The sequence below is a fragment of the Pseudomonas sp. Irchel 3A18 genome, assembly GCF_900187465.1.
Taxonomy (GTDB): Bacteria; Pseudomonadota; Gammaproteobacteria; order Pseudomonadales; family Pseudomonadaceae; genus Aquipseudomonas; species Aquipseudomonas cichorii.
The window spans coordinates 1-14,290 of record NZ_FYDI01000004.1; the positions used below are offsets into that span (position 1 = coordinate 1).

12 protein-coding genes, 3 tRNA genes and 2 pseudogenes are annotated in these 14,290 nt (G+C 58.8%); 2 read left to right on the top strand and 15 right to left on the bottom strand.

Annotation, left to right across the window (positions count from 1 at the left end; all coding sequences use genetic code 11):
* Positions 1 to 136: pseudogene (locus CKW23_RS08310) on the top strand (threonine dehydratase); the annotation flags it as partial.
* Positions 137 to 216: 80 nt separating this feature from the next.
* Here CKW23_RS08310 and CKW23_RS08315 read toward each other — a convergent pair.
* Together CKW23_RS08315 and CKW23_RS08320 are read right to left on the bottom strand one after the other, a co-directional pair.
* Positions 217 to 954 (bottom strand): annotated as a pseudogene (locus CKW23_RS08315) (DUF2242 domain-containing protein); the annotation flags it as partial.
* A 149-nt stretch (positions 955 to 1,103) separates the two neighbouring features.
* Positions 1,104 to 2,006, bottom strand: coding sequence for a LysR family transcriptional regulator (locus CKW23_RS08320; RefSeq protein ID WP_095067395.1), 903 nt, complete (start codon positions 2,004 to 2,006; stop codon positions 1,104 to 1,106).
* Positions 2,007 to 2,112: 106 nt separating this feature from the next.
* On the opposite strand from CKW23_RS08320, the gene CKW23_RS08325 reads away from it, so the two are divergent.
* Entirely contained in the window at positions 2,113 to 2,991 is an 879-nt protein-coding gene (locus CKW23_RS08325) for an MBL fold metallo-hydrolase (RefSeq protein ID WP_095067396.1), read from the top strand.
* A 133-nt stretch (positions 2,992 to 3,124) separates the two neighbouring features.
* On the opposite strand, the gene CKW23_RS08330 is transcribed toward CKW23_RS08325, so the two are convergent.
* The 13 genes from CKW23_RS08330 to truA form a co-directional block, all read right to left on the bottom strand.
* Positions 3,125 to 3,201, bottom strand: a tRNA-Asp gene (locus CKW23_RS08330).
* Between the two features lie 122 nt (positions 3,202 to 3,323).
* Positions 3,324 to 3,400: transfer RNA gene (locus CKW23_RS08335), tRNA-Asp, on the bottom strand.
* A gap of 55 nt (positions 3,401 to 3,455) precedes the next feature.
* Positions 3,456 to 3,531 (bottom strand) — tRNA-Val (locus CKW23_RS08340).
* A 175-nt stretch (positions 3,532 to 3,706) separates the two neighbouring features.
* A complete protein-coding gene (locus CKW23_RS08345) occupies positions 3,707 to 4,978 on the bottom strand; it encodes a family 16 glycosylhydrolase (RefSeq protein WP_025260985.1) in 1,272 nt (423 codons plus the stop codon).
* 382 nt (positions 4,979 to 5,360) lie between these two features.
* Positions 5,361 to 6,125: an SDR family oxidoreductase gene (locus CKW23_RS08350; RefSeq protein WP_038400525.1), complete on the bottom strand. Its 765-nt coding sequence runs from the start codon at positions 6,123 to 6,125 to the stop codon at positions 5,361 to 5,363.
* 11 nt (positions 6,126 to 6,136) lie between these two features.
* Entirely contained in the window at positions 6,137 to 7,348 is a 1,212-nt protein-coding gene (locus CKW23_RS08355; RefSeq protein WP_025260987.1) for an O-succinylhomoserine sulfhydrylase, read from the bottom strand.
* 19 nt (positions 7,349 to 7,367) lie between these two features.
* Positions 7,368 to 8,876, bottom strand: coding sequence for an amidophosphoribosyltransferase (gene purF, locus CKW23_RS08360; protein WP_025260988.1), 1,509 nt, complete (start codon positions 8,874 to 8,876; stop codon positions 7,368 to 7,370).
* Between the two features lie 12 nt (positions 8,877 to 8,888).
* Positions 8,889 to 9,476, bottom strand: a complete 588-nt coding sequence (locus CKW23_RS08365) for a CvpA family protein (protein WP_025260989.1) — start codon at positions 9,474 to 9,476, stop codon at positions 8,889 to 8,891.
* A gap of 86 nt (positions 9,477 to 9,562) precedes the next feature.
* On the bottom strand, positions 9,563 to 10,240 hold the full coding sequence (locus CKW23_RS08370; RefSeq protein ID WP_025260990.1) for an SPOR domain-containing protein: 678 nt from the start codon (positions 10,238 to 10,240) through the stop codon (positions 9,563 to 9,565).
* Positions 10,224 to 11,531 carry a bifunctional tetrahydrofolate synthase/dihydrofolate synthase gene (gene folC / locus CKW23_RS08375; protein ID WP_095067397.1) on the bottom strand — a complete coding sequence of 436 codons (1,308 nt, stop codon included), beginning with the start codon at positions 11,529 to 11,531 and terminating at the stop codon, positions 10,224 to 10,226. Before folC ends, CKW23_RS08370 begins: the two co-directional genes overlap by 17 nt.
* The gene (gene accD / locus CKW23_RS08380) at positions 11,528 to 12,448 is read right to left on the bottom strand and encodes an acetyl-CoA carboxylase, carboxyltransferase subunit beta (protein ID WP_025260992.1); all 921 of its coding nucleotides are present in this window, start codon (positions 12,446 to 12,448) and stop codon (positions 11,528 to 11,530) included. The genes folC and accD overlap by 4 nt, the downstream gene beginning before the upstream one ends.
* Before the next feature lie 239 nt (positions 12,449 to 12,687).
* Positions 12,688 to 13,308: a phosphoribosylanthranilate isomerase gene (locus tag CKW23_RS08385; RefSeq protein WP_095067398.1), complete on the bottom strand. Its 621-nt coding sequence runs from the start codon at positions 13,306 to 13,308 to the stop codon at positions 12,688 to 12,690.
* A gap of 60 nt (positions 13,309 to 13,368) precedes the next feature.
* Complete coding sequence (truA, locus tag CKW23_RS08390) at positions 13,369 to 14,193, bottom strand: tRNA pseudouridine(38-40) synthase TruA (protein WP_025260994.1); 825 nt, start codon at positions 14,191 to 14,193, stop codon at positions 13,369 to 13,371.
* Positions 14,194 to 14,290 lie beyond the last annotated feature (97 nt).

Genomic DNA, 14,290 nt, shown 5'->3' on the forward strand with positions numbered 1-14,290 from the left:
CGCCGATGGCCGGGTGGTGGCCGGGCTGGTGGTGCCGGAAGAAGAGCGGCATCTGGTGGGCGCAGCGCTGGACGAGATTGGCTATCCGTATTGGGACGAGAGCCAGAATCCGGCGTACAAGCTGTTTATGGGGTAAAACGATCTTTACCTATTGTGGGAGCGAATTTATTCGCGAAACCTTTCGCGAATGAATTCGCTTCTACGGGGTTACTGATCTTCAGCGCTAAAGGTCGCTGGCTCCGCAGGTGCAGCAACAGGTTCGCTGCTGACAGGCGTAGCAGGAGACTCTGGCGGAACAGTTTCGGCTTTGGGCTCAGCCTCGACCGGCTGAGGCGCTAAGGGAGCCGGTGCCGGAACAGGCGTTGGAGCGGCGTCAGGCACACCCAAATCAGTCTTGGGCTTCTCGACGATATGCGCAGCCTGCTTCACTTCCGGAGGCAGGAAATTTTCCACCAGCGCGAAGAAGCGCTCATAGAACTTGGCCGAAGCAACAGTTTCGCTGGCAACCTTGACCATGGAATCGTCGGTCGAGCCGATCGGCATCGATACCGAACCCAGCACGCCAACCCCCAGACTGGCCGAGTTATTGGTCTTCTTCAGCGCGTAACGGTCCTGCAGGGCGTTGGCGAACATGGTCGAACCACCGCCTCCCACATCGGCTGCGCAAACCAGGTTGAAGCTGATCTCGATATGCGTCTCGCCCGTCTGCTGGAAGCTCTTGCGCCCGCTGATCATTTTCGGATCGTTGCTGGTGATGATGTAGCCCTGGCTCAGCAACGCACGCCGCCCCGCTTCACAGGACGAATCATCGCTGGCCGGATAGCTTCTGGAGAAAGTCCCTGCATCATCGAAATGCTCGTGATCGTAAACAGCCTGCTTGGGCGATGAACAGCCAGCCATGACCAGCAGGACGGACGTCCAGCATGCAGTACGAAGGTTCAGTAACTTAAACATCGAGGATCCTGGGGAAGATAGCTGTCAGCAGGGCTGTAGCGGGAAAACGTCGGTAAGTCTGCAACAAGGCCAGCACAGGATCAACGCAGACAGTGAAAAGATGCTGATACAAATGACAAAATTTTCGTGTCGAGGCTTTGCGAGGCTCCTCAACCCCGATCCCATACCGGTTCAGGCGCAAAGCGTTCGGCCAGGAAGTCCAGCAGCGCCCGCAAGGCCGATGACATGTGTTTGCGTGAGGTGTAGACCGCATGAATGCTAAGTTCCATGGGCTGGTAACGGATCAGCAGCGGCACCAGGCGCCCGCTCTTGATGAGCGGCGCAGCCAGGTAGGTGGGCAGCAGTGCAATGCCCGCCCCGCAAAGGGCCGCCTGCAGAGTGGTGATGGAGTCATTGGTGCTGAGATTGCCCTTCACTGCCACGCTATGGGGCACGCCCTTGCGGGTGAAATGCCAGAGGCTGCTGCTGTGATAGGTATGGGTCAGGCAGTTGTGCAAGGCCAGGTCTTCAAGGCTGTCAGGGATCGAATGCTCTTCCAGATAGGCAGGCGAAGTACAGACCACCGACCGGCAGGTCGTCAGGCGGCGGGCAATCAGGTTGGGGTCCAGGTCGTTGGTGATGCGAATCGCCAGATCCAGACCTTCGTCCACCAGATTCACCGTGCGATCGAGCAACACCATGTCGATACGCACCTGGGAGTAGCGCCCCACAAATTCGGTGACGACCTGGGTGAGCTGGGACTGGCCAAACGAGGTGCTGGAGGTAATGCGCAGCAAGCCTTTGGGCTCACTCTCGGGCGCAGCAACGACAGCGCGCATGTCGTCTGCCAGGTCGAGCATGCGCCGACACAGCGGCAGAACCTCGGCACCCGCCGCGGTCAGATTCAGTCGTCTGGTCGTACGGTGCATCAACCGCGCACCGGTCCACTCTTCAAGCTCGGCGAGCAATCTGGAGATAACCGGCCGTGAAAGACCGAGCTTGTCCGCTGCCGTAGTCTGACTGCCGCAGTCGACGACTGTGACGAAAGCCTGCATGGCCTGTAATTTGTCCATTATTCGACCGGTTTACGCAACAAACATGGACCTAATCTAGCGTTTTTCAGGTTATAAATCTCAACTAATCTGGGCTTCTTTCAATACAGCCCGGATGGAGATTTTCATGCTACCGCTATTTGCACGACGCTTTGTTGCCAGCATCGCCCTGCTCGGCTTCGCCGGCACCAGCCTGGCGGCCCAGCCGTTGAAGCTGGATGTCTACAACCCGGGAGCCGAGGCCATCTTCCCGGTGTCATCGGTACTGGTCACTGCCGAGAAAGATGCAATCCTGGTGGACGCACAGTTTGGCAAGCCTCAGGCCGAACAGGTCGTGGAGAAGATCCGCAAGAGCGGCAAGAACCTCACCACCATCTACATCAGCCATGGCGATCCGGATTATTACTTCGGCCTGCAAACCATTACCGAGGCCTACCCAAAAGCCAAGGTCGTTGCCAGCGCCGAAACCGTCGCTCACATCAAGGAAACCATGGAGGGCAAGCTGGCCTACTGGGGACCCAAGCTGGGCGATGGCGCACCGAGCAAGATCATCGTTCCCGAAGTCATTCAGGGCAACAATCTGAAGCTTGAAGGCCAGGAACTGCAGATCGTCGGCCTAGACGGTCCTCAGCCTGACCGGACTTTCGTGTGGGTGCCATCCATCAAGGCAGTGATCGGCGGCGTGGTTCTGGCCAACAATATCCATGTGTGGATGGCCGACACCCAGAGCACAAAATCTCATCAGGACTGGCTGGCAACTCTGGCCACCATCGAGAAGCTCAAGCCTGTGACCATCGTTCCCGGTCATTTCCTGAGTGGCGAACTGAAATCGGAACAGGCGCCCGCCTTTACCGCGAACTACATCAAGACCTTCGATGCAGAAACCGCCAAGGCCAAGGATTCCGCAGCACTGATCAAGGCCATGAAAGCTCATTACCCGAAACTGGGTGAAGAATCTTCACTGGAGTTGAGTGCCAAAGTAGCCAAGGGCGAAATGAAGTGGTGAACAAGGGTTGAATGACAAAGCTGCGCTTGTAATGAGCGCAGCTTTTTTTACATAAATCGCAGGCAAAAAAAAGCGACCGGTTAAGGTCGCTTTTTCTTTTGCTTCAAGGAGTTCAAGGCCTTGAAGCTTTGTATGGCGCAGCGGACGGGACTCGAACCCGCGACCCCCGGCGTGACAGGCCGGTATTCTAACCGACTGAACTACCGCTGCGTATCGCTTTTGAAACTCTTTTAATCGACCTGAAACAAACTTTCGGTAGTTTGAATCACTGCCTGATTGAACAACCATCTGGTTCTTCAATCCCGGACCCGGAAAACCGGATCTGGATAATATGGCGCAGCGGACGGGACTCGAACCCGCGACCCCCGGCGTGACAGGCCGGTATTCTAACCGACTGAACTACCGCTGCGCATGTGTTGCTTCAATCCTGAAAGCCCTCGTGAAACAGCTTCCAGACTCAACGATGGTGGGTGATGACGGGATCGAACCGCCGACCCTCTGCTTGTAAGGCAGATGCTCTCCCGGCTGAGCTAATCACCCTTTGCTTCGCTGAGGCCGCGAAATTTACGCACCTACCGAACCTAAGTCAATACCCCCATTGAATTTTTTCCAAAAAACTTAAAATCGGGATTTAGTATCCGAGGTTGGGCCGGGGCATGAGAGAGCCTGCTCCTGTCTGATTTGTGAAGAACCTTTCGCGAATCCATTGAGGCGGTCAGTCGCTCAATGGATAAACCCTGACATAGTCGACGTCGAAATCGGTCTGGGCGCTGTACTGGTCACCAAACCCCTCGGGAGGGAACTGCCTGGGTACTTCGGAACTCAGGATGACTAATTCGTCACCCAGTGAAATCGGCGCGACCGAAGGTGGCACCGTTTTCGTCATGACCCCATCCACATAGAATTCATATCGGTCCCTGGCCCACAACACGCCAAACCTGTGAAACTGCCCGTCGTCCAGACTATCCAGTAACCCGGCCCAGGCCCAATACTTGTGATGCTCCCCGTAGAGATCCCAGTGAATGGCATGGTTATAGTTTTTACTTTCTGCACCAGACCCATGTTCAAAGACGTCAATCTCAACGCCCAGCTCCGGCTTGCCCACTTCCATGGCCGGGGCTTGAACCCAGAAAGCAACCTGTACACCGAAAGCCCGTTTGAACCGGACCGAGGCTTCCCAGTAACCCTGGCTTGCAAGGAAAGTGTCAGCCGTGGAAATCATGCCGCAGTAATTCTGAAGTTTCCCGTTGCTCAGCCCACTGTAGGTTTTGATGGTGAGATACCCTGACCTGACGCTGACCGTTTCCGGAACATTCTTGCAGTTGTTGCGAATGCCCGGTAACCGATGACTCCATTTGGCGTCATCCAGTTGATCGCCTATGAACTCGTCAGCGAAGATCGGCGTTGAAGCGACACCATCAGGCAACGGACTATTGAGTTGCCAAACCCACGTTCCCGATGCTGCGTCCGGGTCTGTAACGGTCAAACTGTTGTCGGCGCGCAGGGCCAGCTCGCCAGGCCGGCCATAGTCGTTCTGCACTTTACTGACCAATGAATACATCCCGGAGGGCCTTAGTATCCGGGTCCAGTAGACGTTCGAGGTGTAGTTCTCGCTGTTACAGGCAGTCATGTTGACGACACTGGCATCGGTCGAGCTGAACAGACACAGGTTATCGCCGGCGCCTACGTTCTTGATCGTGCTGAGCTCACCCACTTGTTTTTCGATGATCCATGCCTGCCTGACTGATTGATCGCAGGGATTGAAAATCACGACCTGGTTATTGGCGGACAGGTCCATGCACAACCTGGACCCAGCCCGTTCGTTGACGAGCCCGGTCCTGACACGATCCGGAAACTCGATCTGCGCGGGTGCAGGTGCATCACCGGCATCCTGCTCCTGTAATGCCTGGACAGCTGGAGATACTGCGAAGCCAAGGCTGATCATTGCACTCAGTACCGCTACGGATAGCGCCCTGAGGCTTGCCATGATTGACATTTCCATTGTTATTCACCGTACGTGAGTCCATTCAACTGTTCGTCGTTCACCGTTCAAACGGCGTATCGACTACCGGTAAATCGACAACTCCGGGGAATGCCATTCATCGCAGTACAGCAAGCGCGTCTTCGCCCCTGCACCGATGCTGCTCCGAACAACAACGGTCTTCAACGCAGTCAGGACAAACGGCGACCCTGAGCGCCGCTTGGGACGATCAGTGATCCTCGTCGCCTGGCAGCACCATGACCTCGGCAAGCAAAGCGAATAGCCATCCGCTCGCTCCTGCCGTACCGGGCAAGGCCAGCATGCCGCAAATGGGCATGCGGCAAATGGGATAGGGGCGATCCTAGTCGCGAACCGCAGTGACCGGGACTCAGTCGGCGTAAATCATCTTCTTGCTCATACCACCGTCCACCACGAACTCCTGCCCGGTAACGAAACCGGCATGACGAGACAGCAGCCAGCCAACCATCGCCGCGACATCCTCCACGCTGCCTACACGCCCCGCCGGGTGCTGGGCATGGTCGACATCGGTCAACGGCTCGGCACGACGCAGGGAAGGATCCCGCGCATCGATCCAGCCAGGACTCACAGCGTTGACGCGAATCTCCGGACCGAGACTGATGGCCAGCGCATGAGTCAGGGCCAGCAGGCCGCCCTTGCTCGCCGCGTAGGCCTCGGTATCGGGTTCGGACTGCCTGGCACGGGTCGAGCTCAGATTGACGATGCTGCCGCAATGAGCGCGCAGATACGGCGCACAATGCTTGGCCAGCAGCATCGGACCGCTGAGGTTCACACCCAGCACTCGATTCCAGTGAGCCAGATCGAGGCTTTCGAGAGTGGTGTTATGGGGGTCGGCAACGGCCGCATTGCACACCAGCGCATCGAGGCGACCAAAGCGCCTGAGCACTTCGGCCACACCCGCGGCTACCTGATCCTCGCTGGCAACGTCCATGGCAATGAACAGGGCATTGTCACCCAGCACACCGGCCACTTTCGCACCACGGGCACGATCAAGGTCGGCCAGCACCACCTGCCAGCCCTCGGTGATCAGCCAGGCAGCGATGCCCAGGCCGATCCCGCGTGCCGCTCCGGTCACCAGAGCCACACGGCCGTTGTTGGTGCTGGCGAATTTCATCGCCCAATCGCTCACAACGCCGCCAGACCGCGTGCCAGGTCAGCCTGAAGGTCTGCAACGTCTTCCAGGCCGACCGCAACCCGGATCAGGCTGTCACGAATGCCTGCCGACTCACGCTCTTGAGGCGTCAAACGACCGTGGGACGTGGTAGCCGGATGAGTGATTGTGGTCTTGCTGTCACCCAGGTTGGCAGTGATGGAAATCAGGCGAGTGGCATCGATGAAACGCCATGCGCCTTCCTTGCCACCCTTGACCTCGAAACTCACCACCGCTCCGAAACCCTTTTGCTGACGCTGGGCCAACTCATGTTGCGGATGGCTCTTGAGCCCGGCGTAGTGAACCCTCTCGATGCCATCCTGCTGCTCAAGCCACTCGGCAACGGCCTGGGCATTGTCGCAATGAGCGCGCATGCGCAGGCTCAGGGTTTCGAGACCCTTGAGAAAAATCCAGGCGTTGAACGGGCTCAGCGTCGGCCCTGCAGTCCGCAGGAAGCCGACCACTTCCTTCATCTGGTCACTGCGTCCGGCAACCACACCGCCCATGCAACGGCCCTGGCCGTCGATGAACTTGGTGGCCGAGTGCACAACGATATCCGCACCCAGGCGCAACGGCTGTTGCAGTGCCGGCGTGCAGAAACAGTTATCCACCACCAGATGCGCACCCTTGGCGTGGGCGACTTCTGCCAGTGCGGCGATGTCTACCAGTTCGGCCAGCGGGTTGGACGGTGACTCGACGAACAGCATCTTGGTATTGCTCTTGATTGCCGCATCCCAGCCGGACAGGTCCGCCAGAGGTACGTAATCGACTTCAATGCCAAAACGCTTGAAGTACTTCTCGAACAGGCTGATGGTCGAACCGAACACGCTGCGCGACACCAGCACATGGTCGCCCGCGCTGCACAGGCTCATGACCACCGAAAGAATCGCGGCCATGCCGGTTGCCGTGGCAACGGCCTGCTCTGCGCCTTCCAGAGCGGCGATGCGCTCCTCGAAAGAGCGCACTGTCGGGTTGGTGTAACGCGAATAGACGTTACCCGGCACCTCGCCCGCAAAACGCGCGGCTGCATCGGCAGCCGTGCGGAATACGTAGCTGGAGGTAAAGAACATCGGATCGCCATGCTCGCTTTCGGGCGTGCGATGTTGCCCGGCACGTACGGCGAGGGTATCGAAACCCACGCCTTCAAGGTCGCTGTCCAGCCGACCGGCATCCCATTCCTGAGTCATGCCGTCACTCCTTGCTCGATTAGTTGTTGTACAGATCGATAATAGCGCTCACTGCCTGGCTTTTTACCTTGGAAGCGTCGTTGCGCGCATGCTCGATCCTGTTCAGATAATGCTCGTCGATGTCGCCGGTAACGTATTTGCCATCGAACACCGAGCAGTCGAAGTTATCGATCTTGATCTTTTTGCTGCCGCTGACCGCTTCGATCAGGTCGGTGAGATCCTGATAGACCAGCCAGTCGGCACCGATGAGGTCGGCAACGTCCTGGGTGGAGCGGTTGTGGGCGATCAGTTCATGAGCACTCGGCATGTCGATGCCGTAGACGTTGGGGTAACGCACTGCCGGCGCAGCCGAACAGAAGTAGACATTCTTGGCACCCGCTTCGCGAGCCATCTGGATGATCTGCTTGCAGGTGGTGCCGCGCACGATGGAGTCGTCCACCAGCATCACGTTCTTGCCGCGGAATTCCAGCTCGATGGCGTTGAGCTTCTGGCGCACGGACTTCTTGCGTGCAGCCTGACCGGGCATGATGAAGGTACGACCGATGTAGCGGTTCTTGACGAAGCCTTCGCGGAACTTGACGCCCAGGTGGTTGGCCAGTTCCAGCGCAGCGGTGCGGCTGGTGTCCGGAATCGGAATGACCACGTCGATATCGTGATCCGGACGCTCGCGCAGGATCTTGTCCGCCAGTTTCTCGCCCATGCGCAGACGCGCCTTGTAGACAGAGATACCGTCGATGATCGAATCCGGGCGCGCCAGATAGACGTGCTCGAAGATGCACGGGGCATATTTCGGGTTGGCCGCACACTGACGGGTGAACAGCTTGCCGTCTTCAGTGATGTAGACCGCTTCGCCCGGCGCTAGGTCGCGAATCAGGGTAAAGCCCAGCACGTCCAGGGAAACGCTTTCGGAGGCGATCATGTACTCGACGCCTTCGTCGGTATGACGCTGGCCGAACACGATAGGACGAATGGCGTCAGGGTCGCGGAAACCGACAATACCGTAACCGGTGATCATCGCCACCACGGCATAGCCGCCACGGCAACGGTTGTGCACGTCGGTCACGGCCGCGAAGATATCCTCTTCGGTAGGCTGCAACTTGCCACGCACGGCCAGTTCATGGGCGAAGACGTTGAGCAGCACTTCCGAGTCGGAGCTGGTGTTGACGTGGCGCAGGTCGGATTCGTAAATCTCCTTTGCCAGTTGCTCGACGTTGGTCAGGTTGCCGTTGTGCGCCAGCGTGATGCCGTAAGGCGAGTTGACGTAGAACGGCTGAGCTTCGGCCGAAGTCGAGCTGCCCGCTGTCGGGTAACGCACATGACCAATGCCCATGTGCCCGACCAGACGCTGCATATGGCGCTGATGGAACACATCACGCACCAGACCATTGTCCTTGCGCAGGAATAACCGGCCTTCATGACTGGTCACGATACCGGCAGCGTCCTGGCCGCGGTGCTGGAGGACGGTAAGCGCGTCATACAGCGCCTGATTGACGTTCGACTTACCGACGATACCGACGATGCCACACATGCGACACAACCCCTACTTAGTGGAACTTGATTTACCAAGCACTTCCTGCGGCATGGTAGCCGGCAGGATCTGCTCCTTGAACGGCAGCTCAGCAGGAATGCTGATGCCGCTGGCGAGCCACTGACTGGACATCCCGAGAATCAGGTTTTTCGACCAGTCAGCAACCATGAGAAATTGCGGCAGCAGCCTTGATTCCTGCCACCATTGATCCTGTTGTACAGGGCCGAGGCTCAGCAGCCCGACCGCTACCACGACAAGCAGCCCTCCGCGCGCAGCGCCGAAGACCATACCCAGAAAACGATCGGTCCCGGAAAGCCCGGTGACGCGAATCAGTTCGCCGATAAGAAAGTTGACCATGGCGCCGACCAGCAATGTGGCGACGAACAGAATGATGCAGCTCGCGATCACGCGGGCTGAAGGTGTATCGATGTAATTGACCAGATAGAGAGACAGCCCCGCACCGAACATCCAGGCCACGACGCCCGCGATGATCCAGGTCAGCAGAGACAGGGCTTCCTTGACGAAGCCGCGCTTGATGCTGATCAGAGCGGAAATGGCGACAATTCCGATAATCGCCCAGTCAACCGGAGTAAATGGCACGGTGCAGCCTACAGACTGATGAGGCGGCGCATTTTAGCAGAGCGCCCGCCTGCCGGTAAGCTGCGATTCGCGATGCGTTGCGACTTTTAGCCACGCTCTGGCTGAAAGCGCACCACAATACCCTTGAGTTTCTGCTGTTTGTCCAGCTGATCGCGCAGACGATCGGCCTCGGCACGCTCGATCAACGGTCCGACAAACACCCGGTTCACACCATCGGCGGTACGAATATAGGCGTTGTAGCCCTGGGCACGCAGAGTCTTTTGCAGGTTATCGGCGTTGGCGCGATTGGACATGCTGGCCAGTTGAACAGACCAGCTCACCGAAAGCCCGTTGGCATCGACACCGCTCGGCGCCGCCTTGGCAGTCGTTGCTGGAGCAGGAGCCGCAGGCGCTGTGGCCGGAGCCGGTTTGGCAGGCTTGGGTGCTGGCGCAGGCGCTGTTGCCTGCGCCGGTGCTTGCGCCGGGGCAGAAGCGACAGGCGGAGCAGGCGCGATCGGCATCGAAGGCGGCAACTGGCTGGCAGTGCTCATATCCTCTTCACCGGGTACCGGCTCCTGAGGCAGGATCTGCGGCTCGGGAACCGGCACCGGATCCACCTTGACCTGCGGGGCAACCGGAGCCTGTGGCGCAGCAGGTGCTTCAACCTGCACCTGACGCACTTCATCCTGACGGGTAAACAGCATCGGCAGGAAGATGACCGCCACCGCAATCAGAACCAGGGCGCCAACCATTCGCTGCTTGAATACTTTATCCAGCAAAGCCATTTGCAGCTTCCTCATCGGTGTACCGGGCCAACCACTCCAGAGCCTCGGCCACACAGTAAAAAGATCCGAACAGCAAAATCTCGTCATCGGCCGTCGCACGTGCGCATTGCGCTTCAAGCGCCAGCGCAACACTGTCGTAAGACGCTACTTCAGCGCCAAGGTTCTGCAAGGCCGACTGCAATTGTGCGACAGGCCGGGTACGAGGTGTCGGCAAAGGTGCCACGGCCCAGTCCTGGACACTGGAAACCAGCTCACTCACCACCCCGTCAAGATCCTTGTCCGACAGCAGGCCAAACACCGCAAGGCGCTTGCCGACCACTGGCCGCTGAGCCATGCGCTGCGCCAGAAACTGCGCAGCATGGGGGTTGTGGCCAACATCGAGCAACAGATTGAGGGTCTTGCCCTGCCACTGAAATACACGCCGATCCAGACGACCGGTAATGCGCGCACCTGCCAGTGCAGAGTGGATAACCTCGGCCTGCCATGGCATATCCAGTAACAGATAAGCCTGAAGCGCCAGCGCGGCATTCTCCATGGGCAAATCCAGCAGAGGCAGACCGGAAAGCTCGACCATCTGCCCTGCCTTGTCACGACCACGCCAGTTCCACGCCTCACGGGTCACGGTCAGATCGAAATCGCGACCACGCAATGACAAGGGACAGCCTAGCTTATCCGCCTGCTCCAGCAATGGCGCAGGAGGATCAAGATCACCGCAAAGTGCCGGACGGCCCTCACGGAAGATACCGGCCTTCTCGAAAGCGACCGACTCACGGCTATCGCCCAGCCAGTCGGCATGATCGATACCGATGCTGGTCACCAGCGAAAGATCGGCATCCACCAGATTCACCGCATCCAGACGTCCGCCCAGGCCGACTTCCAACACGACGGCATCCAGGCGCGCCTGCTCGAACAGCCAGAAAGCCGCCAGCGTGCCCATCTCGAAATAAGTCAGGGTGATATCGCCACGCGCCGCTTCGACAGCGGCAAAGGCCTTGCACAACTCGGCATCGGACGCTTCGACGCCCTGCACCTGCACGCGCTCGTTATAGCGCAGCAGATGCGGAGAACTGTAGACACCCACCTTCAGACCCTGGGCCTGAAGCAAGGCTGCGACGAATGCGCATGTCGAGCCTTTGCCGTTGGTGCCGGTTACCGTGATTACCCGGGGCGCAGGACGGGTAAGCCCCAACTGCTGCGCCACCTGTCGCGAACGATCCAGCCCCATGTCGATGGCAGAAGGATGCAGTTGCTCCAGATAGGCGAGCCAGTCGCCCAGGGTTGCAGGGATCATACAGTGGCCGGTGCCGGTGGAACGACGACTGGCTCGATAACTGGCGCGACGAACTTGGGAGTCGGCAGGTTCATCATCTGAGCCAGCAGGTTACCCAGGCGCGGACGCAGCTCGCTGCGCGCGATGATCATGTCGATGGCGCCATGGTTCAGCAGGAACTCGCTGCGCTGGAAGCCTTCAGGCAGTTTTTCGCGAACGGTCTGCTCGATGACGCGGGGACCTGCAAAACCGATCAGAGCTTTCGGCTCGGCAACGATGACATCACCCAGCATTGCCAGACTGGCAGATACACCACCGTAGACCGGGTCGGTCAGTACGGAAATGAACGGCAGGCCTTCTTCACGCAGACGCGCCAGAACAGCCGAAGTCTTGGCCATCTGCATCAGGGAAATCAGGGCTTCCTGCATCCGGGCACCGCCGGAAGCAGCGAAACAGATCATCGGGCAGCGGTTTTCCAGCGCATAGTTGGCAGCACGCACGAAACGCTCGCCCACGATGGCGCCCATCGAACCACCCATGAAGGAAAACTCGAACGCGGAAACCACGACCGGCATGCCCAGCAGGGTGCCGCTCATGGAAATCAGGGCGTCTTTTTCGCCAGTCTGCTTCTGGGCACCGACCAGACGATCCTTGTACTTCTTGCTGTCGCGGAATTTCAGGCGATCCACAGGCTCCAGATCGGCACCCAGCTCGGCACGGCCTTCGACATCCAGGAAGATGTTCAGGCGGGCACGGGCGTCAATACGCATGTGGTGGTTGCACTTGGGGCAGACGTCCAGGGTCTTTTCCAGCTCAGGGCGATAAAGCACCGCTTCGCAGGAAGGACATTTGTGCCAAAGCCCCTCGGGAACCGAGCTTTTCTTGACCTCGGAACGCATGATCGAAGGGATCAGTTTGTCTACCAACCAGTTGCTCATGCTTTATTTCTCCAGTACCGGTTTGGCTCCCGCACCTGGCGATCAACACCAGGCGCACGCCCTTGACTTAAATTCGTATAGGTGGCGGTGATTGACGGGTAGCGGTCAGCCTGACCTGCATTACCCTCGACCCCGCTGTTAATCGGCGACGCACGCAGGTGCAATCGCTTGTTCAATCCGACCCGCATACTTATGGCGGGGACAGGCTTATGGACGGCGGCAAATCGACAACCGTCACATCAGGCGCCGTGGACCGCACTCATGAAGGCAAGAATCTTGTCGCGATCCTTGATGCCCTTGCTCTTTTCGACCCCGCCACTGACATCGACGGCATACGGCCGGACCTGGGCAATGGCTTGTGCCACGTTAGCCGAAGTCAGCCCGCCTGCCAGAATAACCGGCTTGTCCAGGTTGTCGGGGATCAACGCCCAGTCGAAGGTTTCACCCGTACCACCAGGCACACCCGCCACATAGGTATCGAGCAGGATTCCGCTGGCCTTGCCATAGGCACGACAGGCCGCTGCGATATCGTCACCCGCCTTGACCCTGAGCGCCTTGATATACGGACGATGATAGCCATCGCACTCTTCAGGCGTTTCATCGCCGTGAAACTGCAGAAGGTCCAGGGGTACGGCATCCAGGGTTTCGTTGAGTTCGCAACGACTGGCGTTGACGAACAGGCCGACAGTTGTGATGAAGGGCGGCAAGGAGGCAATGATAGCCCGCGCCTGCTGCACGTTCACAGCCCGCGGACTTTTGGAGTAGAACACCAGCCCGATGGCATCGGCACCCGCCTCGACGGCGGCCAATGCATCCTCTATGCGGGTAATCCCGCAGATCTTGCTGCGAACGGCTGACATGTGGTGAAAACCTCAGACCTTTCGGAAAGCCCCGGATGTTAGCAAATGCTGTTCCGGACGTCAGCCGCCAAGTTCGCTGAAGCCTGTAAGAAAGTGCGGCCCGATATAACGCTCCGGCAACGGAAACTCGTCCCGGTACTCCACTTGCACCAGATACAGCCCGTAAGGATGCGCCGTGACACCACCGGTACGACGGACCCGGCTTTCGAGCACATCACGCGCCCACTCCACCGGCCGCTCCCCTGCACCGATGGTCATCAACACGCCCGCGATATTGCGCACCATATGGTGCAGGAAGGCATTGGCCCGCACATCGATGACGATCATCTTGCCATGCCGGGTGACGCGCAAATGATGCAACTGCTTGACCGGCGACTTGGCCTGGCATTGCCCGGCACGAAAGGCGCTGAAGTCATGGGTGCCGACCAGATACGCGGCAGCCTCGGCCATCCGCTCGACATCCAGCGGCCTGTGATTCCAGGTGATTTCCTGGCCAAGGTGCGCCGGGCGAATCTGATCGTTGTAGATCACGTAACGATAGCGGCGGGCAATGGCCTTGAAGCGCGCATGGAAATGGGACGGCATGACCTTGGCCCAGGTGACGCTGATATCGTGGGGCAGATTGATATTAGCCCCCATGACCCAGGCCTTCATGGTGCGCTCAGCCCTGGTATCGAAATGCACAACCTGACCGCAGGCATGCACACCGGCATCGGTACGCCCGGCGCACATCAGTGAAACAGGTGAGGCTGCGACTTTGGACAAGGCATCCTCAAGGGTTTCCTGCACCGTCAGAACGCCAGACGCCTGACGCTGCCAGCCGCAATAGCGCGAGCCCTTGTATTCGACGCCCAGCGCAATTCGGGAAAAGCCCTCGGCAGCCATCTCGGCGGCCGGGTTATCTATGTTCGCCAAGGTGCTACAGCCTGTGAGTTCGCGAAAAGGCGGCCATTATACGGGCGCCGAAAAAAGACGCCAGTAA